Source organism: Peribacillus sp. B-H-3 (genome assembly GCF_048572925.1).
Classification (GTDB): Bacteria; Bacillota; Bacilli; order Bacillales; family DSM-1321; genus Peribacillus.
On sequence record NZ_CP183879.1, the window covers coordinates 2,193,479 to 2,213,922 of the forward strand.

The 20,444-nt window shown below is 34.8% G+C and carries 23 protein-coding genes and 2 pseudogenes; 21 read left to right on the plus strand and 4 right to left on the minus strand.

All coding sequences use genetic code 11. From position 1 onward, the window contains the following. The first annotated feature begins 86 nt into the window (after positions 1 to 86). From ACN6MY_RS10815 to ACN6MY_RS10845, 7 genes are all read left to right on the plus strand, one after another. The gene (locus ACN6MY_RS10815) at positions 87 to 1,583 is read left to right on the plus strand and encodes a spore germination protein (protein ID WP_419883925.1); all 1,497 of its coding nucleotides are present in this window, start codon (positions 87 to 89) and stop codon (positions 1,581 to 1,583) included. Continuing rightward, positions 1,580 to 2,701 carry a GerAB/ArcD/ProY family transporter gene (locus ACN6MY_RS10820; protein WP_419883926.1) on the plus strand — a complete coding sequence of 374 codons (1,122 nt, stop codon included), beginning with the start codon at positions 1,580 to 1,582 and terminating at the stop codon, positions 2,699 to 2,701. The genes ACN6MY_RS10815 and ACN6MY_RS10820 overlap by 4 nt, the downstream gene beginning before the upstream one ends. Beyond that, positions 2,702 to 3,766, plus strand: coding sequence for a Ger(x)C family spore germination protein (locus ACN6MY_RS10825; RefSeq protein WP_419883927.1), 1,065 nt, complete (start codon positions 2,702 to 2,704; stop codon positions 3,764 to 3,766). A 277-nt stretch (positions 3,767 to 4,043) separates the two neighbouring features. Continuing rightward, on the plus strand, positions 4,044 to 4,331 hold the full coding sequence (locus tag ACN6MY_RS10830; protein WP_419883928.1) for a hypothetical protein: 288 nt from the start codon (positions 4,044 to 4,046) through the stop codon (positions 4,329 to 4,331). Positions 4,332 to 4,387: 56 nt separating this feature from the next. Then, on the plus strand, positions 4,388 to 4,639 hold the full coding sequence (locus ACN6MY_RS10835; RefSeq protein WP_419883929.1) for a histidine kinase dimerization/phospho-acceptor domain-containing protein: 252 nt from the start codon (positions 4,388 to 4,390) through the stop codon (positions 4,637 to 4,639). A gap of 768 nt (positions 4,640 to 5,407) precedes the next feature. Further along, entirely contained in the window at positions 5,408 to 5,548 is a 141-nt protein-coding gene (locus ACN6MY_RS10840; RefSeq protein WP_419883930.1) for an FbpB family small basic protein, read from the plus strand. Positions 5,549 to 5,584: 36 nt separating this feature from the next. After that, the gene (locus ACN6MY_RS10845; RefSeq protein ID WP_419883931.1) at positions 5,585 to 5,974 is read left to right on the plus strand and encodes a sporulation protein; all 390 of its coding nucleotides are present in this window, start codon (positions 5,585 to 5,587) and stop codon (positions 5,972 to 5,974) included. Between the two features lie 263 nt (positions 5,975 to 6,237). Here ACN6MY_RS10845 and lexA read toward each other — a convergent pair whose 3' ends face one another. Then, complete coding sequence (lexA, locus tag ACN6MY_RS10850; RefSeq protein ID WP_071350650.1) at positions 6,238 to 6,861, minus strand: transcriptional repressor LexA; 624 nt, start codon at positions 6,859 to 6,861, stop codon at positions 6,238 to 6,240. Positions 6,862 to 7,017: 156 nt separating this feature from the next. On the opposite strand from lexA, the gene yneA reads away from it, so the two are divergent. The 10 genes and pseudogenes from yneA (at position 7,018) to ACN6MY_RS10900 (ending at position 15,049) form a co-directional block, all read left to right on the plus strand. Next, positions 7,018 to 7,329, plus strand: coding sequence for a cell division suppressor protein YneA (gene yneA / locus ACN6MY_RS10855; RefSeq protein ID WP_419883932.1), 312 nt, complete (start codon positions 7,018 to 7,020; stop codon positions 7,327 to 7,329). A gap of 16 nt (positions 7,330 to 7,345) precedes the next feature. Next, positions 7,346 to 7,999 carry a YneB family resolvase-like protein gene (locus ACN6MY_RS10860; RefSeq protein ID WP_419883933.1) on the plus strand — a complete coding sequence of 218 codons (654 nt, stop codon included), beginning with the start codon at positions 7,346 to 7,348 and terminating at the stop codon, positions 7,997 to 7,999. Positions 8,000 to 8,061: 62 nt separating this feature from the next. Beyond that, positions 8,062 to 8,298: a DUF896 domain-containing protein gene (locus tag ACN6MY_RS10865; RefSeq protein ID WP_071350648.1), complete on the plus strand. Its 237-nt coding sequence runs from the start codon at positions 8,062 to 8,064 to the stop codon at positions 8,296 to 8,298. Positions 8,299 to 8,558: 260 nt separating this feature from the next. After that, entirely contained in the window at positions 8,559 to 8,999 is a 441-nt protein-coding gene (gene sirA / locus ACN6MY_RS10870; protein WP_419883934.1) for a sporulation inhibitor of replication protein SirA, read from the plus strand. Between the two features lie 85 nt (positions 9,000 to 9,084). Beyond that, on the plus strand, positions 9,085 to 9,300 hold the full coding sequence (locus ACN6MY_RS10875) for a YneF family protein (RefSeq protein WP_419883935.1): 216 nt from the start codon (positions 9,085 to 9,087) through the stop codon (positions 9,298 to 9,300). 183 nt (positions 9,301 to 9,483) lie between these two features. Further along, positions 9,484 to 10,392 carry a tyrosine-type recombinase/integrase gene (locus ACN6MY_RS10880; RefSeq protein WP_419883936.1) on the plus strand — a complete coding sequence of 303 codons (909 nt, stop codon included), beginning with the start codon at positions 9,484 to 9,486 and terminating at the stop codon, positions 10,390 to 10,392. A gap of 272 nt (positions 10,393 to 10,664) precedes the next feature. Then, positions 10,665 to 11,424, plus strand: a pseudogene (locus tag ACN6MY_RS10885) (STM4504/CBY_0614 family protein). Between the two features lie 304 nt (positions 11,425 to 11,728). Then, positions 11,729 to 12,733 (plus strand): annotated as a pseudogene (locus ACN6MY_RS10890) (tyrosine-type recombinase/integrase). A gap of 374 nt (positions 12,734 to 13,107) precedes the next feature. Next, complete coding sequence (locus ACN6MY_RS10895) at positions 13,108 to 13,800, plus strand: hypothetical protein (protein ID WP_419883937.1); 693 nt, start codon at positions 13,108 to 13,110, stop codon at positions 13,798 to 13,800. 298 nt (positions 13,801 to 14,098) lie between these two features. Further along, entirely contained in the window at positions 14,099 to 15,049 is a 951-nt protein-coding gene (locus ACN6MY_RS10900; protein ID WP_419883938.1) for a GIY-YIG nuclease family protein, read from the plus strand. Positions 15,050 to 15,225: 176 nt separating this feature from the next. Here the strand turns inward: ACN6MY_RS10900 and ACN6MY_RS10905 are convergent, their stop codons facing one another. Continuing rightward, a complete protein-coding gene (locus ACN6MY_RS10905; protein WP_419883939.1) occupies positions 15,226 to 15,885 on the minus strand; it encodes a helix-turn-helix domain-containing protein in 660 nt (219 codons plus the stop codon). Positions 15,886 to 16,247: 362 nt separating this feature from the next. Between ACN6MY_RS10905 and ACN6MY_RS10910 the strand changes: the two genes are divergently transcribed. The 3 genes from ACN6MY_RS10910 to ACN6MY_RS10920 all read left to right on the plus strand — a co-directional run bounded on the left by ACN6MY_RS10910 (position 16,248) and on the right by ACN6MY_RS10920 (position 19,194). Continuing rightward, positions 16,248 to 17,135, plus strand: coding sequence for a hypothetical protein (locus tag ACN6MY_RS10910; RefSeq protein WP_419883940.1), 888 nt, complete (start codon positions 16,248 to 16,250; stop codon positions 17,133 to 17,135). A gap of 598 nt (positions 17,136 to 17,733) precedes the next feature. Then, on the plus strand, positions 17,734 to 18,597 hold the full coding sequence (locus ACN6MY_RS10915) for a hypothetical protein (protein ID WP_419883941.1): 864 nt from the start codon (positions 17,734 to 17,736) through the stop codon (positions 18,595 to 18,597). Between the two features lie 378 nt (positions 18,598 to 18,975). Continuing rightward, positions 18,976 to 19,194: a hypothetical protein gene (locus ACN6MY_RS10920; RefSeq protein WP_419883942.1), complete on the plus strand. Its 219-nt coding sequence runs from the start codon at positions 18,976 to 18,978 to the stop codon at positions 19,192 to 19,194. A gap of 13 nt (positions 19,195 to 19,207) precedes the next feature. Here ACN6MY_RS10920 and ACN6MY_RS10925 read toward each other — a convergent pair whose 3' ends face one another. Then, positions 19,208 to 19,381 (minus strand): hypothetical protein, encoded by a 174-nt coding sequence (locus ACN6MY_RS10925; protein ID WP_419883943.1) that lies wholly within the window; start codon positions 19,379 to 19,381, stop codon positions 19,208 to 19,210. A gap of 15 nt (positions 19,382 to 19,396) precedes the next feature. After that, positions 19,397 to 19,858, minus strand: coding sequence for a hypothetical protein (locus tag ACN6MY_RS10930; RefSeq protein WP_419883944.1), 462 nt, complete (start codon positions 19,856 to 19,858; stop codon positions 19,397 to 19,399). Positions 19,859 to 20,186: 328 nt separating this feature from the next. Here ACN6MY_RS10930 and ACN6MY_RS10935 point away from each other — a divergent pair, with 328 nt between their 5' ends. Continuing rightward, positions 20,187 to 20,405 carry a hypothetical protein gene (locus ACN6MY_RS10935; protein ID WP_419883945.1) on the plus strand — a complete coding sequence of 73 codons (219 nt, stop codon included), beginning with the start codon at positions 20,187 to 20,189 and terminating at the stop codon, positions 20,403 to 20,405. Positions 20,406 to 20,444 lie beyond the last annotated feature (39 nt).

The window sequence follows — 20,444 nt, forward strand, 5'->3', positions numbered from 1 at the left end:
GCTTATTCTTTGGTTAAAATCTATTCCCCTGAACATAATAAATGCAGAAGCTATTATTAAGGTATTCGGTCAGGTGGTATGTATTGATGTTCCGTAAAAAGAAAAGGGCAGCAGCCATTCAGAAAAAAAATGAAGAGAAGAACAGGATTACGCATGAAGATGTGACACTTGAATTATTAAAAAATGTAACAGCAAAAATGGATGATGCTGAAATCGAACAGAGGAAAACAAACAACGGTGCTTCTTTTTCGCTTGTTTACATACAAACGCTAATTGACAAGGAGAGACTGAACGAGGCGGTTATTCAGCCACTTCTCCTGACCAAGGATCAGCCGTTTATTCAGGGTATATCCACCTGTAGCGTTTTAAGAATCCATTCAATAGAAGAAGCCAAAGAACACATGATGTTTGGTGCTGTTCTCATCCATGATCAAGAGAATAATGAATGGTGGGAGGTAAAACTGGAGAATTCGCTCAGCCGAGCAATCGAAAATTCAGAAGTTGAGACAATAATGTACGGGCCAAAAGACAGCTTTACGGAAAGGATTGAGCAGAATATGTTCATGATTCGGCGGCGTCTGCCTGTTACTGAGCTAAAAGCAGAAAAATTCCAGGCAGGTTCGAATACCAAAACCCAGGTTCAGATGCTGTATATTGAAGGAATTGCCAATCCGGATATCGTCGAAATTGCACGGAAAAATATCTCTAAAGTTAACTTTGACTTGATTTTGGAGGCCTCCAATCTTTCCGCTTTTATGGAAGATCATACGCACAGTTTGTTTCCACAGTTTATGCAGACGGATCGGCCGGACTCATGCGCCTTTTCACTGGGGCTTGGCAAGATCATTATTTTGCTAAATGATACACCTTTTGCACTCATCGCCCCCATTACCTTTTTTCATCTGTTTCAATCTCCTGAAGATTATGTTCATCGCTGGGTGATTGCGAGTTTTTTACGGACCCTTCGTTATTTTAGTTTTTTTATAGCGATCACTTTGATTCCTCTTTATGTCGCATTAACCACTCATCATTATCAGATGATTCCGCTCCAGATTCTGTATGTACTCACGGAATCACGGACCAAACTGCCATTCACCCCATTTTGGGAATCAGTGATCATGTTGGTTATCATTGAAATTATTAAAGAAGCGAGTTTACGGATGCCGACAAAAACGAGTCAGACTATTGGAGTTATTGGTGGTATTGTTATCGGACAAGCTGCTGTCGAAGCGGGATTTGCCAGCAATGTGTTGATTGTTCTCGTGGGAATCTCGGCGATTGCATCATTTTTAGTGCCGAATTATTTAGTCACAAAAGCAACTACCGTTCTTCAATTTTTGATTCTTATTCTTGCATCATTTCTGGGGATCTTGGGGATTGCCTTTGGATTGATTCTTCTGCTCGCTCATCTGAATGGTCTTTCTTCCTTAAAACAGCCATTTTTTGCACCGGTTGCACCGCTTTACTGGAGAGATTGGAAAGATCTTTTTGTTCGCGCACCATTGCCATGGGCAAAGCTGCGGCCGGAATATTTGAAGACGGTGAAAAAATGGCGGGTTTCTAAAGGGGAGGGGAGCGAATGAGCAGCAGATTTCGCTTGTTTGATAGAACTGCTGTTATGGGAAGCGGTTATATCTTTGCCATGGTGAACCGGATGCAAATGCTGTACTATGTATTAATTTTGCCCAAACATTTGGTCCATCCTTATATGATGGTAGGGATCCTTGGAGTGGGTTTTCTTTCGCAGATCAATCTTTTGATTTTGTCCAAATATTTAACATCAAATTATTTTGTTCTAGGTTATCGTGGCTTTGTCCAACTATTTAGCGAAAAGCTTGTCCGATTCTTTGCACTTCTGGGTTTTTTTTTCATTTTAATTAAAGTGATCGTGACCACTTTGGGGTATGTCGAAATTGTCCACCAATTTATGTTTCCCTCGATGAAGACGAGCTGGCTTATTTTCTTCTTGATGGCATCCGGGTTTTATATCGCTTTTCAAGGGATGGAGAAAACGATTCGCTTGTCCATCATCGGTTTTCTTGCCACGATATGGGTGATTCTTGTCTATATTCCATATTTTTTGCCGCCGATTGCCGAAACTCATCATTTGTATCCGTTGGTGCCTGTGGCGAGTTCACTTCCTTCATGGTATGGACTGTTGATGATTTGGTCTGCCCTCTCTGGACCTGAGTATTTAGTTTGCCTCGGCCCCTGGATCGGCCCTAAGGAAAAGATTTTAAGGGGAATGAGTATAGGCAATGCACTGTCAGTCTTTGAATACCTTTTTCTGTTTGTGGCTTGTCTTCTATATTATGGTTCAACATACTTGGAGAAGATGAGTTTCCCGGTTGTGAACATGATCCGCTATCTGCAGTCACCCATTTTTGAAAGGGTGGATCTTATATTAATTTCTCTAAACATGATCTATTTTCTCTATTTGATTGCCCTTTTTTTATTATGTTTGTATGGAGCAATAAGAATCGTTTCAGGGAGAATAAACATCGAGACGAATCGCAAGGGCTTTTTAGGAAGTATTATTGCCGTTTTTATTTGTATGCTAGTCATTAATGGTTGGTACTGGAGGGAAGGACAGGAATTAAATGTATGGGTAACACTTCAGCTATGGCTGGGTGCAATAACCTACCTTTTGGTTCCTTCAGTACTTGCCATTGCAATGAAATGGAAAAGGGGGCAGTCTTAGATGAAGTCTTTTTTGTTCATCCTTTGTATCCTCCTCGTTTTATCAGGCTGTTCATCACCTTTTGTTGAAGACAATACTGTTGAGGAGATTGCTCCCGTCACGTTTTGGTCCCTGAATCAAGGTGAAGGAGGCAAAATGAAAATAACGACCCTCGTCCCTCCGGTTACTGATGAGAAAAAAAAGCTGTTTACACTGAATGTGGATTTATTAAAGCAGGGGAAAAAAGAATTTAACCTGAAGTTTTATCGGGAATTGAAGCTTGGCCAACTTCGCATGCTGATCATTAATGAAAAACTGGCAAAAAAAGAAATCATCTCGTTAATTGATACGATCCTCTCTGATCCTGATGTATCTCCGCGTCTTTTTCTTGTATTGGTCAGAGGAAGCTTTGAAGATTTTTTAGAAAGTGAAAGCAAAGTGGAGAAGAATCTGGATTACTCCCTTTACCGGATGTTCCGGCATTATGAAAGAAGAAATCAAGGGGAAATGAGCATCGTCAATTTGCATGAATTTATGGAAAAGGTCTACTCTCCTTATTCGGATCCAGTGCTTCCGTTATTTAAGGCAGACAAAGATAATTTTACGTATGAAGGAACTGCTTTATTTAATGAAAATAAGTATGTGGGTTCCTTTAACAAAAGGGAAGACCAAATGTTTCAGCTCATTGCCAATGACCACTATTTAAAGAATCTTCCCATCCCACATCTCAATGTTTCCTTGGGTCAGGTACGCTCAAAGGTTCATATGCAGGTCGATGATCAATTCAAAACGTTAACCATTCATGTTAAGCTAAAGGGAAGAATTGATGAATACCGAGGACACCGAAACATACTCAGTCGAACTGAAATGAATAGGTTGATCCACGATATCGAGTCTTATTTTCAACGGGAAACCGTGAGGCTTGTAAAGGAAACACAAAGGTTAAAGATAGAACCGCTGGAAGTGGGAGCCCATACGCTCTCTCCCTTGGTTCATCCAATGACACGAAGGGTATGGCTGGACAAATATGAAAAGATGAAGGTTCATGTGAAATACTCGGTGAAAATAGAACCGCTAAGTTTGTAATTTTAATAAGGTTTACACATAAAATTTTGGAGCAAAAGACAGATTAATCCAAAACGAGTAATCCACACGGAATTGATCTCGACTACCAAATTTCAGGTGCTTTTTAGGCGCTTTTTTTGATATACCCATTTATTATATGCTGGCTTAGAAATGACCATGATGAAATAGGTCTTTGGTATGATATGGATTAGACAACCAGAGAAGCAATTTTATAAGAGATTGAGAAAACGCTTACAAAGATAAAACCCTTAAAAACAGGCGTGGGGGAGGTGTACGCATGGGAGAGTATGTATCTAAGGTAAATTGTGAAGACAAGGTGATGATATTTATATTCAAAAAGAAACCAACAATTTGTCTATTCGTTTGCACAAGGGGTCTTGCTGGACCAAATCCATGGGACAAGGAGATTACCGGAAAAACCGTTTTTGACATGTATAAGGATGCTCCTGATCTGGCTCAAGTTATCATTGTGAGATGGGTTGGAATGGAGAGTATGTGGAATGCAAAATACACGGAAAAGAATACCTCACCCGTCTCCGGCCTGTGGCCAATCAAGGGTCAGTAGCTCAAGTGGTGGGGATATGTACGGACATAACACTGCAAAAAGAGCAGGAAAGAAAGTTGGCCCAAGCGAATGCGCGATTCGACTTTCTATCAAAAATGAGCCATGAGCTCCGGACGCCGCTGAATGACATACTGGGATTTGCCCAGATTTTAGAATTGGAAGAGGACTTGACGGGTACCCAGTATGATTTTGTACAGGAAATACTAAATGGAGGAAGACACTTGCTGGAGTTGGTTAATGAAGTACTGGATCTATCACGCATCGAAACGGGCAACTTGAAGATAGCCATTATGAAATTGAGCTTCTAACGGTTCTCCAGGAATGCGTTAAGATTGTTAATCCGATGGCCAAGAAGAAGAATATTACGATCGATGACAGCGTGATCATTCCAATACGACGATGGCGCTTTCGGTGTCAAGGTTTTTTTTGCCAAAATGGCATGGCTGTTATAATGTTAATAATTCGTGGGTCATCAATGTCTTTTTCTTGTGATGTAAAATAATGAAAATGTGACTGATAAATTTGATTTCTAAGAAATATACATTGATACATCCTTGAGCGTGCACAACTTAAAAGCACATAAACAGTATTCACTTTGGCTGCTGCGGGTTCTTTTTACAGCGCTGAACGGCTGGGCATGCTCGATTAAATACTCTAGCAGTATCAAAAACCTGATTTCTTAGAGATGCTGATTTAATAAACGTTTAAATCAGTAGTCTTAACTAAACATCCTGCCTATTTGGCAGAAATCTGATTATGACTGATTGAAAGAGAACTGTTATTCATTGGGTATGACATTGACATTAACTATTAAATATAGTAAACTTAAGATAATTAAATGAATCGTTCTCCTGAAGGGGAGTAGCTTTTACAGCAAAGTCGTCATTACGGAATTCATTCCCGGCTTTGCTGGCAGCTTGATGCTGTTAGCGAGACCTTTGCCAATTTGGTAAAGGTCTTTATTTATGAGAAAAAGCCTTTACCATTATAATGGTAAAGGCTTTTTCTGTTGTTAATAACTAAAACAGATTAAATCCTAAGGGTGACATTCAGAGAAATAAAAGAGGGGTGTCCAAATGAAAAAAAAGAAAATTTCCATGAGGGAATTAGTGGAAAAAAACAAAAGAGAACTTATGAAAGATAAAGTGTTGAAAGAAAAAATAGAAAAAAGAGTAGAGGATAAATACTTAAAATTAAATATCAATAAAGCGACATAAGACTTGTTAAAAAAACAAACAAAGGAATGGGTGTTCATGATCTTAAGAAAATATATGTCTATGTTAGGTATTGGTGCAGCAAATATTGATCTGGTATTAGAAAAAAACACATATATGATGGAAGAGCTGGTATATGGAGAATTTGTAATCAAAGGAGGCACGATAGAGCAGCAGCTCAAACGTATTGAATGCAGCTTTATCCAGGTTAGTAAAAATGAAAAAAAACAGAAAATCATTGAATCTTCGACCATTTTAACATCAAGAATAATAGAACCGGAAAGTATTCATAACCTTCCATTCATGTTTAAGCTTCCGGTCTCTATAGAACCCTCGGATCAAACAACATCTCACTTTTTCAGGACGAGGCTGATATTTGATGAAGGAATAGAAAGCAAGGATCAAGACGGAATCAAGATAATCGGTTAATCAAAATTAAAAATAATTTAATAGATTATTAACACTTGAAGCCATTTTAACAATACAGTGCAGGCACCACACGTCTCTTAAAGGCTGTGGTTTTTTTTTTGCTAATATAAATGCCAGGTAAATAACCTGAAATCTTCCAATATGCCATCAGGAAAATGATGTGCAGAAAAACTGGGGCAGGAAGTAATTATTTTAATAAAAAGGAAATTCTATCTATGAATATATCAGCATATATTAAAAAAAAGCGCAATAACATGCGCTCTTTAATGGATATTTCTATAAAGGCCAATGACTTTCCCCAGTATAGCTACATTTCTCAAAATGATAGGGTCCATCGAAGAATTTTCAGGCTGAAGACGGACAAAATCCTTTTCCTTAAAAAATCGTTTAACAGTGGCTTCGTTTTCTTCAGTCATAGCAACAACGATATCCCCGTTGTTTGCAGTGCTTTGCTGTTTAACGATAACGTAGTCGCCATCTAGTATTCCTGCTTCGATCATGCTTTCACCCATAATTTCAAGCATAAATACCTGTTCATCATGTGAGGCCATGCTTTCAGGAAGCGGAAAATATTCTTCAATATTTTCAACAGCTGTAATCGGCAATCCTGCTGTTACTTTTCCCAAGAGAGGAACGTTCACAACCTTGCTGCTTGGAATGCTGCTGCTTTCTTCCATTTCCAATATTTCAATAGCTCTTGGCTTAGTTGGGTCTCTGCGGATTAATCCCTTGCTTTCCAGGCGTGATAAGTGCCCGTGGACAGTCGAGCTGGATGCCAAACCGACTGCTTCGCCAATTTCCCGTACGGAAGGCGGATATCCTTTCTTGCGGACCTCATCTTTAATGAATTCTAAAATATCCTGCTGTCGTTTAGAAAGTTTTGTCATACGCACACCTCTTCTCAAAATCCTTTGTCTCATTATAACATGCTGTTTTAAGAGATACAAACATAAGTTCGAATTTTTGTTGACTAAAAACACATGTTCGTATTATACTGTTGATATAACCAGCGAACAAATATTCGATTTGAAGGGAAGATTGTTATGAGAAGCCTAGTCAAAAAGCATTCTTATACTTTATTATTAGCAGGTTTAGTTTTTGTTCTTTCATTAATTTATTCTATGAATCTTACTAACGATGGCAACCAATCCTATCAATCAGTAACTGTGCAATCGGGTGACACGCTATGGAAGATAGCTGATCAATATAAAACAAAAGATTTGACAAAAATTGAATTCATTGATTGGATAGAAAAACATAATGATATATACTCCAGCAGCCTTAAACCGGGGGACAATCTCATTATTCCAGTAACTAAAGGAGAACTTGTCAGTAACCTGGCAAGTGAACAATAAAAAAGGTTGGGTAAAAATGAATGCAATGATCTATTGCCGAGTCAGCACTGAAAAATCCTCACAGGAATCATCTCTTGCCAGGCAGGAAGAAGAATTATTAAAGCTGGCGGACAAATTAAATTTCGAAGTCTGTGCCACTATCAAAGAGCAAGCGAGCGGATATGAGCTGAATAGAGACGGGATTTTTGAAATTCTCGATTTAATTAAAGATAAGAAAGCAAATGCCTTATTGATACAAGATGAAACACGGCTCGGTAGAGGAAATGCAAAGATAGCTCTTTTTCATGTGCTTATCAAAGAGGGGATTACTATTTACACGCTTTCACATGAAGGTGAAATAGAATTATCGGATTCTGATGCCATGGTTATAGAAATTGTCGGCATTGTTGAAGAGTATCAGAGAAAACTTCATAATCTAAAAATCAAAAGAGGCATGCTTCGGGCAGTAGAACAAGGGTTCCGACCGGAAAAAAACCTGAAAAACCATGGCAATCCTTCCGGCAGAGAGAAAAAGGAAGTCCCGGTTGAAGAAATTGTGCGTTTAAGGGTGAATGGGCTGACCTTTGAAGAAATTTCAGCAACTTTAAGAGGATTTGGCTATAAAGTTTCTAAGGCTACGGTCCACCGCCGTTATCTTGAGCATCAAAAAGGGATGGAAAATCAGTCATAGAACTTGTTTTTTTCGATGATTTTATATAACATGACAGTATCAGAAAAAGAAGGAGCGAGACGATGCTGTCGAAAGAAAAAATCGCCCGTATTAATGAATTGTCAAAGAAGTCCAAAGCAGAAGGCTTAACAAATGAGGAAGCAAAAGAGCAATCTAAGCTTCGAAGTGAATACCTACAGACTTTTAGAAAATCAATGTCCGATACCCTAGAAAACGTGACAGTGATAGATCCAGAGGGCAATGATGTCACGCCCGACAAAATTAAAGAAATTAAAAGCATGAAAAAAAATCTGCACTAAACATCGCAGCATGGAAAAAGAGAATGCATAATATATGTATTCTCTTTTTTAATAGGAATTCGTGTGAGTTACCTTGAAGAACTGAAGGCCCCTGGTTAAGTCTGTTTCCGATTTATTAGTGTAAAGTCATTGATAAAAAACCTCTCAATAGTGATTGAATCATGCTTTCGACAAAATTATTTAATTTTTTTACCATATAACAACATTTCTTTCCGATAATAGCAGATATAATAAGAAAAAGGCTGTTGGGAGGCGTTGTATTGAGAAATTATCGGATATATCTTATAGAAGATGAATTTGCCTATCATTTCTATGGCAGAGAGAAGATGTTTTTCAATTTGTTTTTGGAGTATACTAATGCCTCTGGTGAGAAGAAGAGTATTTTGCAAAAGCAAATCGAATATGTAACAAAAACGATACCAGTAAACCAGCTGCAGTCAGAAATAAAGAATAAAACAACGGAAAAAAATAATATAATGAGTCAGAATGGTGTTTATCTCTTAGAAAATACAAGAGGTTTCAGTAAAGCAGCTCTGATCATTCATGTCGATTATTTGGCTTTAAAAGCAGACGGCAATTTTGAAGCAGAAACAGCCTTTTTTGAATGCATTAGAAAATGCGATTCCAATTTTCTTGCGCTTGATTTCGATAACAATCGATATGGCTGGCTAAAACCGATAAAAGAGAGAAAATTTGTCTAAATAGAGGACTTTCTACTTCGGAGTATTGTATAATATTCCTTGGTCTAGTACACTGTATGATAGACAACATGAAGGAGGAAATAGTATGTGGGTATACATTCTAGTTGGTGTTCTGGCATTAATCGCCGGAATAGCATTAGGATTTTTCATAGCTCGGAAATACATGATGGACTACTTAAAGAAAAATCCGCCAATCAATGAACAAATGTTAAAAATGATGATGATGCAAATGGGTATGAAACCTTCCCAGAAAAAAATCAATCAAATGATGAGTGCTATGAACAAGCAGCAAACAAAATAAACCCTGATTTATCAAGGGTTTATAACTTGATTGAAGGCAATTATAGGACAAGTTTTTCTAATAATACGATGTAGAGTGAATCTTACATCGGAATTTTTATTCTATACTAGCTGTATCTTTCATCAAACTAATCCGAAACCACTTTTTCTATTGGAAACTAAACCAATGAAGGGTGGTTTTTTTGTGTTATTTGAGGATGTTTTAGAAGAGTATATGTACCACTGCCAAGCTAAAGGATACACAGAAAAGACGATGAAAAATAAACGCCAAGAGTATAAGCAGTTGAAGATTTATTTGAAGGATAAGAGAGCTATTACTGAATTAGAATCTATTACAATTCATGACTTAAAAGCGTATGTAAGATTGAAGCAACAGCAGGGATTAAAAGCACAAAGCATCGTTTCCATGTTTAAGATGATAAAGGCATTCTTTAGTTGGGTTGAGCAAGAAGAATATTTGAAAGAAAATATAGCCAAGAAAGTTGAATTGCCCAAAGTGCCAAAACTTGTTTTAAAAGGTTTTACTATCAAGGAAGTCAAAGCTATGATAGATGCTTTTAGTTATAAGAGCTATCTGGAAGTCAGGAACAAAGCCGTTACTGCTATGTTGGCTGATTGTGGGCTTCGAGCAATGGAAATTAGAGGATTATTAACCGAAAATGTAAAAGAAACATCTATCTTGGTTAATGGCAAGGGTAATAAAGAAAGAATTGTTTTTATTAGTCCTGCTTTAAAGCGAATATTGATTAAGTACGAGAGAATCAAAAAAGAATATTTTCAAGGTGTGGATACAACCAATAATTATTTTTTATCTTACACAGGTACAGGGATTTCACATGTGGCTTTAGATAATATAATCAAAAAAGCAGGGCAAAGAGCTGGAATAGAAGGAAAACGCATCTCTCCACATAGTTTTAGGCACTTCTACGCTGTCCAATGCTTAACGAGTGGAAATATAGATATTTACTCTTTATCACGCCTTCTAGGTCATTCTGACATTTCTGTGACCCAACGTTATCTGCATACTATGAATGATGAACAGTTATTGGGTAAAGCAGTTGCAAGCAGTCCATTGATGAATCTAAAAAGATAATGTGCGAGCAGGAGCAGGGGACAATCCTTGTATCCTGTTTTTTTGTTTTTATTTATACTATTCTGTCACAGTAAGAACAATCTTCTTGGAAGTTACCCTTTGCCTGTGAAGGTTTCCTTAGTTATGCTTTACTATAACAAATATTCTCCTGTACGGAAGTATTTTTCAAAATAATGTTAAGAGACAAAGTCATTTTCTCACAAATAAGCACACTCACTATTTATATGCCTATACAATGTCACTATGGAGAATAATGGTATAATTATTCAAAAATGGTGGGCGGATTAACATTGGGGATTCTTGATATTTTCTCTAAAAGGAATAACGAAAATCAAAAGTCTATTTTTAAACATGATGAAATACCTCAACCATTAAGAGTACAGATAATACATATCTGGCGGGACGCTATTGGTCATTATGTAACTAGGGGATCTTATTATACAGATAGATCTTCAAATGCGACTTGGGAGTTTATACATAAGGCATTATGCAAAGAATATGGATTACTTAGTTTGAGTTCAAAGGGGCATAATTCAATCAGTCGAAAGAGTACTCTATATTATTGAACTCACTTTCAGAGTAATAGATACGTTAGTAAGGGAAGACCGTCGGAATTGGGGAGATAAAGGGATAACTCAAACACCGGACGACGCAATTGAGGAGCTGAATAAAAGGTTCCAAGAACACGGAATAGGTTACCAATACCTCAATGGAAAAATTGTTCGTGTGGATTCCGATTACATTTATAGAGAAGCTGTTGAACCAGCTGTCAACCTTCTGTTCGAAGAAGGGTTTGAAGGAGCTTCAGAGGAGTTTATGAACGCTCACGAACACTTTAAAAATAAAGATAAAGAAGCAGTTACGGAAGCATTAAAGGCATTTGAAAGCGCAATGAAAACAATTTTTATAAAAAAAGGCTGGGAATTACCTCAAAAGCAAACAGCAAGTCCTTTAATTACTGGATTATTCGCAAAGGAGCTTATTCCTTCTAATCTTCAGACACAGCTCAAATCACTCAAGATGTTACTTTAAATTATGTTAACTTATATGCAAAGGATTTAAAAGAAGGATTTGAACAACATAGTATTTTAGCAAATTATTCAAGTAACCCTAGAATGAATAGAGGAAGAAGAGGGTAAGTGTAAATTCTATTAACCGAGCAACGTCCTTCTAAGGCGTCGGTCGGGAGTTCGAATCTCTCCTGGGACGCTAGAAATCGGGTACGAAATCCCGTCAAATCAACCTCTTATATCGTTTAGTGAAACGGTCAGTATAACGGTCATGTAAGAAATTACACCGTATTTCGACTTACTAACGATATGGGAGGTTTTTTTGTATGACTAAAAGAAAAGGTTTGTTTGACGTAAATGTTGACGTTAAAGGGCTATTAGGGGAATTAACCACTGCTATGCCTACAGCTTCAAAAACTAGGATTGATCAACCTGCTTTAAGCGACACAGTCACCGTTATAAAGGCTCTTGAAGTGATTACAAAGCAAATGAAGGTGAGTGGAAATAGAAGCCGTACAATAAGCGATTATGTACAACACGTAGAGCGTTTCCAAAGTGTAACAAATGTCCAATGCATTTCGGAAATTACAGCCCACACCATTTATCAGTGGTTGGATAGCATGAATGTAAGTAATCAGACCAAATTAACCCGTCTAAAATGTTTAAAGGCTTTTCTTTCACGGTGTTTTGACAATGGATGGATTGAAATAAAGTTCTGGAAAACGATTAATATCAAAGTTGACCAAAAGGTAAAAGAAGGTGCGACAGAGTATGATGTGAATGTTCTTCTCTCGCTACTAGACTAAAGTGATTTTGTCCAGCTCAGAGACGCTGTAGCCGTTCTAGTGATGTTTAAAACAGGTATTCGTATAAATACCTTAAGTCAGCTTGAAGAACGGCTAATAGACTTTAAAAACAACGTGCTTAATTTAGAAGGTAGCATCATGAAAAATCATCAGCAACTTAAGCTACCATTTGATGACTTTCTGAGGAAGTTGCTAGAGGTGCTGATAAAGCAGAATGCTGTGATAAGAAAAGGCTATGGGAAGCAAAATAGTTTACTGTTTATTACTAAATATGGTGATCCTATAACAACTTCACCATCACATAATAATATTCAAAAACGGCTGAATAAGTACGCAAAGATGTATGGATTAAAGAATATCAATCCACATGCATTAAGAAGGGGATTTGCTAAGTCTTTATTAGATAAAGGAGCGAATGTCGCTCTGATCTCTAAAGCTTTATCCCACAGTTCAATTTCAACCACAACCATGTATTTGCATTTAGATGTTGATGAAGTAGTAAGTAACCTTCGTTCTTTTTTATAAAATGAGTTTTTTTAATACTTAGATTTGAGAGCGGTCATTTAAGACTGCTCTTTTTTATTGGATAAATGAGCGGGAAGGAGGTATTTCATGATATTAACCATACAACTGAAAAAATGGAGTGTAAATTAACTTATATATTTAAGATGGAATAAAAACTTCCTATGATAATAAAAAAGAAAGTAAGTTATATTGCAATACTTTTGTTTTAGAAACAAGAAGGCGGAATATTAAGCGAAAGATTTGCAATTACAGGGTTTTTAAGTAATTTTAATTTTCTGAATTATGGTTGACAATGATAATGAAATAATATTAATATGTTAATTGTAGGATAATTATTCTATATTCTTACTTAGGAGGTGAGTAAAACAATTTTTGTGGCTTATACAGATGCTTCAGTTAAAGGCAAAAAAGCTTCTCTAGCTTTCTTAATTGTATTTGAAGATAAGAGTATTGTAAGAAGAAGAGTTGTAGTTGATGAATCTAATAACAATATTGCTGAGGCATTGGCATTTGCAGAGTTAGTTTCTTTTCTTAAGTATTACAATATCACTAAAGGGATAATTCTTTTTGATTCAGACTATGTAAAAAGTCGATTAAAAAAGAAAAATAAAAGGCTAAGGAGGAGGGGGGAAAAGAGAACTCTTAGTACTCAGCAAATTCGAACTCAATTAATACCAAGAAAAATTAATGTCGCTCATAGCTTAAGTTACGAAGATAAATTTGTTATATCTAACCCGATTTCAACAATTAACCGCTCTTACTATCACAGAGTACCAGCTTACCCAGAATATCTAATGCAATTATCTGTTCTCGATGAATACAGGCAGCTATATAATAAGCGCTTTGCTACCTTTCATGATGTACAAATGAATCTAAACAAGAAAATCTGGCTAGCTGATCTAGATGAAGAAATAGGTGATATTAAAATTTTCGAAATACAAGACAAGAGAATAGTGGTGTATAGGGACACTATTATAAAACTCTCTAGGGCAAATTATGTGCGAATTAGTAACCATTGGAGGGTGATTAGAAGGAGGAGGAAGTTAAAGAGATTGTTAAATATGTGACGAATGAGTTTTTGAAAGCTATGAATTTAGAATTTAAATGAGCGATGTATTTTTAACATCATTAGTTACCTTTTCTTCAATCTATAGAGCTGGAATACTTATGAAATCTGCTATCAATCAATCTTTGTTATAGTCTCAGGCATAATAACCTCAAACATGACAACAATTTACTAACTGACTTATCTTTTAAGGGTAATTTTAAAACCTTACCTAATGAATCGAGTTATTAAAAATTTTTGAAAACAGAGTGTTTATTTTGGAGACAACATAATACAGTTTGAAGGGATAGATGAGTAGAATGTCATTAACAGATAAAGAAACAAAAAGATGTAGTAAGTGTAAAAAAATAATGCCTAAAACAAGGGAAAATTTTTATGTTGATTCTTCCGCTAAGAGCGGATTTAAATCAAGATGTAAGATTTGTGAAGGAAATTCATACGCTATAAATGAGCGGTATGGTCTGTTTAATATAAAATGGAAAGAGATCGATACCTTAAGTGGAATCTATAAAATTACTTGTACAGATACTGGAAAATTTTATATTGGTAGTGCAGTAAATATTTGTATGAGATGGTCGACTCACCTTCATGATTTAAGGAAGAACCAACATGAGAATACATATTTGCAAAATTCATTTAACAAATATGGTGAAGAAGCTTTCAAGTTTGAAATAGTGGAATCTATCATTGATAAAGAAATGCTAGTAGAAAGAGAGCAATTCTGGTTCGATGAATTGAAACCTTATGATAGAAATATAGGATTTAACATTTTAAAAGTGGCAGGAAGTTGTTTGGGAAAGAAATTAAAAGAGTCAACTAAAAATAAATTAAAAAGAGTATTAAATAAACCCGTTTTGCAATATGACCTTGATGGGAATTTTATAGCTCGACATATTAGTGCTAAAGAAGCCTATAGGCAATTTGGTTATTCAACCGCTCGTATATACAACTGTGCAAATAGACAGATAGAAAAATATAAAGACTTTATATGGATTTATGAGTCAGATAAACATACTTTGCAAGGACGAATTCAATTTATAAGGAATACAGGGAGAACAATCCTTCAATACGATTTAAATGGAGTATTAATTAAGGAGTGGAGGTTTAGTATAAGTAAGATTGCAGAGCAACTAGGTAAGCAATATATAAATATCCCTAACTGTTGTAATGGGAATCAATCAACCAGTGGTGGGTTTATATGGAGATATAGAATCGGTAATGAGGAATTGATTAAAAAGCTTTACGATTAAAGGTGTGGTGTTAAGTAAGCACGTCGAGATTTACTATTTGTTTGATACATCTACTAAACCTTATAAGATAAGATTTTGAATAGAAAAGATATAACCAGAATAAGAAAGCAGTCATATGTACGGCTGTTCTCTTATTCTGGTTAGAGTAAGTAAAACGGAACTATTTTCCATGTATTTCATTTTGAATGCATCTTGTCCATTTCTTCCTTCACTGCTCTCAAAATTTCACCTTTACTTTCATCTTTTAGCACACTCAGATCATTTTCAAATAATCCAACAAAGAATTCGAAATTACCTCTATCTTCCCTCATTGATGTTAAGAAGCTATATAGGTTATCAATAACAGGTTCAAAGATCTGCATGTTTTTGTTTATATTAAACGAAAGTTCTTTTTTTATTTCTTCATTTTTTTCTTCCATCTTCTCATATAGATCCATCATCCATTGACTTTCTAAGTTTATCTTACCATTTTTTGATTTGGCGTTAGGATATTCTTGATCAGTATCCATCTCTTCATGTCCCTGAATCAACATTTCTTCAATTTCAGCCGCTCTCTTTTCATCCCAGTTAGCTACTTCCTCTGATTCAGATTCTATCCTTTCTGGGGATTTAATCTGATAAAAGCTGTCTAAAAATTCATCAATCCCACTCTCTGTAAATCCTAAATGCTTCATTATATCGTAAGCGGTATTATAGTCTAGCTTCTTAATTAATCCCCTTTCTAATTGTGAAATATATGTTTCAGCCTTTCCAATCAAACGTGATAACTCTCTAGATCCAATTCCCCTTTTGGTTCGTAATGCTTTTATGTCTCTTCCGATATTATTAATACTCATTTTTACCCTCCTTCAAAATGAAATGAAGTATATGTAAATAATAACATACTGCAATTGGGTTTGAAAGTGTAATATTGTAAATAAAAAATTTTACAATATTAATTTACATTGTATTATATAAGTGCTACAATGAATTCAGTTAGTAAATAGGTATGGAAGTATTAATAATCAAATTGGGGGGAGATGAGTGGTATTAGAAGCGGAAGCAATAAGATAAATATGAAAAATTTGTATAAGAATTTCGAATGATAACCATGAAAAAAAATAAAAAACTGATTCATCAAATTTTAGTACAATAAATGATTCTAAGAAGAAGGAAAAACTAAACAATAGGATTGGAATTAATTTGGAGGATGTTACTAATGACAAATACTAGATCAATCTTTGAACTTAAGCAACAATATGAAAACATAAAACAAATAGCATACAATCACATTCAGAACTCTTTTAGTTTCTATAAATTTGCTTATCAAGAACTGCTTACTTTTGAGTTAAAACTTCACCAAAAATCAAAGATCTATATTAGTAGTTTTATATGTAATGGTATTGATTCAATGAAACAAGGGAAAAATACAGTTTCTGAGGAAGAACGAAGAATCATTGACGGAATCATTAACGAAATTGATTTTGTTGATCACTACTCAAAATACAATATCTTTGTATGGATTAAACGGTATCATAAACTTCATAAAGAATTATATCGTCAACTATATGAGCATAAGAAGTATTCCAGACATTTGCTCTCTTGCTTGAAAGAATTAAATAATGATTTGCAGCAACATCAGCATGCAATGGTAGTTAAAGAAATTTTTCCATACATTGACGTGATAAGAGAGGATTTATTAACAATAACATCGTTCAAGTTTGAAATATTGGATTACTATACATTAATTGAACAAATGTTTTTATATGATCCTATTATGGATTTAAATGATTTTCTCAGCTTGATAAACATTAGAAAAGAAAAGGAAACATTAGAAGTTATTAATAGTTTGCCAGAAAAAGTGAGTATTGAGGATTTTGAAAATGCGGTATTTGTAGAAGGAATAGAAGATGACTCAAATTATTATCTGCGTGATTCCATGACTAAGCATATTTTTAAGGTGAGAGACGCTAACCCAACATTAGCAAAAGAAATGGACAAACAAATAGGAATAGATATGATTCCAACAATGTCTGTTAGCTTTGATGAATTCGGAGAAGTAAGTGAGATTAAGCAGAATCCACCTAAATTAAAAATAGTTAAATAAAATAGTTCCTTTCATGTATCGGAAAAGAGATATAGCTCCTAAACAAACACATTACGATGTTGAAAAAATTTCGAGACGAGAACGAAAATAGCCCAATTTCTGATTGGTAAAAATAAAGATACCTCTTAATTTGTAAGGTGGATTTCGATAAGCAAAAACTCATCATCAGAAAAAACAAATGTTAAGTAGAATAAACATTGCCTGCAGCATCACGAGAAAATTTATTGTTTTGGCTAAGAAGGAGTAACCATAGACAATAGTTTGATACGAGGATTACATGAGAATTGAGCATATGATAGGTTCAATAAGAAAATTTATGTGTATGTATAGGTACATGGATTTTAGAGATATAAAAATCTGTGTATAAAAAAGCACACACATATTCGTTAACTAGGAAAATTGTGCTTGAAAACCTACACAGAATAGGGGTGTTATAAAGAAAAACATTAAATAGAAAAACTAGATTAAAGAGAGATATGATACGCCCCCCGAGGGGGACGCATCTAATTTGAGTCTTTGGAATTTAAAATGAAAGGGGGGAATTACATGACTGCTATTATCTATAGTGAAACTGTGTCATGAGAAAGAAGATAATAAATTGTCAACAAAGAATACAAATAAACCATATATCATGATTCCGAACGCAATTGTTCGTAATAATGGGATTTCAAACATTAGCAAGATCATTTATACGTCTTTAGCGATGGGACGTAACATAAATCAAACTCGGCTATATCAACAAACAAGCATTCACGGATTGTTGGGTATGGTCGGTTATCAGCAGCGTACCGAAAACCAAAGGGTTTTTAAGAAAGGACTTAAAGAGCTTGTCGAACTAAATGTTATTAGCATGTATTTAGATTTTGCTTTGACAAAAGAAATAAGACCAACAGAATTAAAAGGAAGTACAATGTTCTTCGTAAATTTTAATGATGAAGATGTTTATAACGAGGACTTTGTAAATAGATTTCATGATGATGAAATAGACAAAGAGTTAATTAACTACGGATTCAAGTATACAACAGTCTATATAGAAGATGCAGTTAAACTATTTACAATTGAATCCAATCACAATTTAACTAATATGTTATCGCTATATCTGATGACTGTTTCGAGAGCATTGATTGGAAGTCAGGGTGACAAGTACTCAACAGAAACAATAGAGAATATTACTCACTATGCAAACATAAATGAAAAAACAGCTTCGTCCTATTTTACAACCTTATTTAGTGCCAAACTGTTATACAAATTGACATTGCGGCAATTTAAAAAGAATACAGACGAAGTACGTGACCATAACGTATATTCTAGATGGTGCGATAGACATACAGTTATTAGACAACTTGATTCTGATGAGTGGTTTATGAAACAAACCTTATTAAAAATTGGCGATCAAGAATTATCAGACGAACAACGTGAAGTAATAAAGCAAAAGGCACATGAACTAAATCCTTATCAATAGTTAAATTAATACTAAGGGTCTAATTATAGTCACATGCTGGGACTAGTCTTATTGCCCTTTGAATCGGAGAATTGAATGGATAGGAGCGAAATACTAGAAGTCCTTTTACAAACTAATAAATATAGCGCTTCGAAATAGACATAATGAAATTTAGGTTAGTGTTCATTTATATTGGTAGTTTAAAACTGTATAATAAAGGTAATTAAATCAATTTACTTTTATCTAAGGGTTGTATCCTTTGCGTGTATCACCTTTATTAATCTCAGAAAACATTTCAATTGCATACACTATCTATTGTAGAATATGTAGAGGCAAGCTGAAAAGATTTTTCAAAAAGGTAAATAAAACCCATGTTTTAATAAGTAAGGATGGAGTAACATGTTTTTTAAGAAAAAGGGGAATTACAATAGAAAAGCCGTAGCCAATGGTCATTTCGCAACTTTTGTATTCTGGGGATTAGTTCTCTTCATTAAAGGCGTATGCGAACTTTATGACAAAGAGTTTATTCACAATTCATTGACTATCCTTCTCGTAGGAATAGCGATTTTCTTTATCACTGAATTTATAAGTAACAAAAAATCACAGGCTAACAAATAGCCTGTGACCCTTCTTAATCATTAACTATGCTCTTTTGTTCTTTTTTTTTAGTGTAGTAAAACAATCTTATGCCAGCAAATAAAACTATTCCGATAATAAGATAAGTATAGTCTTTTAAAAAAAGACCAAACGCTAAACTCAAAACTAAAATAATAAATTCTAATGTTTTTTGGGTTTTATTTCTCAAGGTGTTTTCTCCTTTCTAATATTTATAAACGATCTGCTTGCCGTAATAATCTTCTACCATACCTAAACCAGTCTGATAAGTTCTCAAGTAATATCTTTTAACTTTTACTCCATGTTTACCAGAATTGGCTACTTTTAATAATTTTGCGTAATCAGATTTCTTTTTCTTTAAATCAGATACCATTACGTCATGTGCATATATATGAGTAAATCCTAAAAAGAATCCTGTAACAGGGGCTTTAAAACTTATTATTGAATCTGCTATCAATTCCATTAAAGTGCTTGTATGGCTACTGTAATAATTAATACTGTGTTTAGTACGTTTAATTTTTGCTTTTAAGTCACTGCTTGAATAAGTTACTACCGTATATGTTCCTTTTTTATCCTTGTAATTACGTTCACTGTACGCAAAAGAGCTTTTAGCACATAAAGTAAAAGCTAACACGACAATCATAAAAGAAATGAAGAATTTTTTCATAATTCTATCTCCTTATTTTTCAATTTTAATACAGAAAAGGAATAAATGGAAATGTTTTTTTGGCGATAGTCCGAAAACAAAGCAATGACCGATAAGACACTGATAATTCTCTATTTAAGATTCATACACCATCCCTTTCTAGCATTGTATTGAACGCCTTCATTATAGCTAGATTAAGAGGGATATAATAGCAGAAACTGACATAATTGGATAAAATCGTACATATGGATTATAATGGGAATGGTAGAAATAGGTTGAAATCAGTAGATGATTGCAAACAGCAGGGTAGATAGGAGTAGTCTAATTAGAATTGAGGGGAGTGAAGAAGATGGGTATAGATAAGTTTACTATAAGAACAAATACCTTCCTTGCAGGGAAGGACGACAATAATTACTGTAAGGAATGTAGCAAGGAAATAAGTGATGTCGAAGACATCAAGTATAAAGGTCTTTGTTCAAATTGTTGGGGTAACTTAGGTATATCAACAAATACACTACAAACAGATGACGAGATTATGGACATGATAATGGGGAGGAACGGTAAGTGATTACAAAAAGAAGATACTATATGACGTTATTAAATTAGA

What these genes read in the sequence shown, in the direction of transcription:
- yneA (WP_419883932.1), top strand. Translation starts at nt 7,018, where the DNA reads ATGAGAAGCCTAGTCAAAAAGCATTCTTATACTTTATTATTAGCAGGT.
- ACN6MY_RS10935 (WP_419883945.1), top strand. Translation starts at nt 20,187, where the DNA reads ATGGGTATAGATAAGTTTACTATAAGAACAAATACCTTCCTTGCAGGG.
- ACN6MY_RS10820 (WP_419883926.1), top strand. Translation starts at nt 1,580, where the DNA reads ATGAGCAGCAGATTTCGCTTGTTTGATAGAACTGCTGTTATGGGAAGC.
- ACN6MY_RS10920 (WP_419883942.1), top strand. Translation starts at nt 18,976, where the DNA reads ATGTTTTTTAAGAAAAAGGGGAATTACAATAGAAAAGCCGTAGCCAAT.
- ACN6MY_RS10910 (WP_419883940.1), top strand. Translation starts at nt 16,248, where the DNA reads ATGACAAATACTAGATCAATCTTTGAACTTAAGCAACAATATGAAAAC.
- ACN6MY_RS10900 (WP_419883938.1), top strand. Translation starts at nt 14,099, where the DNA reads ATGTCATTAACAGATAAAGAAACAAAAAGATGTAGTAAGTGTAAAAAA.
- ACN6MY_RS10860 (WP_419883933.1), top strand. Translation starts at nt 7,346, where the DNA reads ATGAATGCAATGATCTATTGCCGAGTCAGCACTGAAAAATCCTCACAG.
- ACN6MY_RS10825 (WP_419883927.1), top strand. Translation starts at nt 2,702, where the DNA reads ATGAAGTCTTTTTTGTTCATCCTTTGTATCCTCCTCGTTTTATCAGGC.
- ACN6MY_RS10905 (WP_419883939.1), bottom strand. Translation starts at nt 15,885, where the DNA reads ATGAGTATTAATAATATCGGAAGAGACATAAAAGCATTACGAACCAAA.
- ACN6MY_RS10865 (WP_071350648.1), top strand. Translation starts at nt 8,062, where the DNA reads ATGCTGTCGAAAGAAAAAATCGCCCGTATTAATGAATTGTCAAAGAAG.
- lexA (WP_071350650.1), bottom strand. Translation starts at nt 6,861, where the DNA reads ATGACAAAACTTTCTAAACGACAGCAGGATATTTTAGAATTCATTAAA.
- ACN6MY_RS10845 (WP_419883931.1), top strand. Translation starts at nt 5,585, where the DNA reads ATGATCTTAAGAAAATATATGTCTATGTTAGGTATTGGTGCAGCAAAT.
- ACN6MY_RS10840 (WP_419883930.1), top strand. Translation starts at nt 5,408, where the DNA reads ATGAAAAAAAAGAAAATTTCCATGAGGGAATTAGTGGAAAAAAACAAA.
- ACN6MY_RS10930 (WP_419883944.1), bottom strand. Translation starts at nt 19,858, where the DNA reads ATGAAAAAATTCTTCATTTCTTTTATGATTGTCGTGTTAGCTTTTACT.
- ACN6MY_RS10830 (WP_419883928.1), top strand. Translation starts at nt 4,044, where the DNA reads ATGGGAGAGTATGTATCTAAGGTAAATTGTGAAGACAAGGTGATGATA.
- ACN6MY_RS10815 (WP_419883925.1), top strand. Translation starts at nt 87, where the DNA reads ATGTTCCGTAAAAAGAAAAGGGCAGCAGCCATTCAGAAAAAAAATGAA.
- ACN6MY_RS10875 (WP_419883935.1), top strand. Translation starts at nt 9,085, where the DNA reads ATGTGGGTATACATTCTAGTTGGTGTTCTGGCATTAATCGCCGGAATA.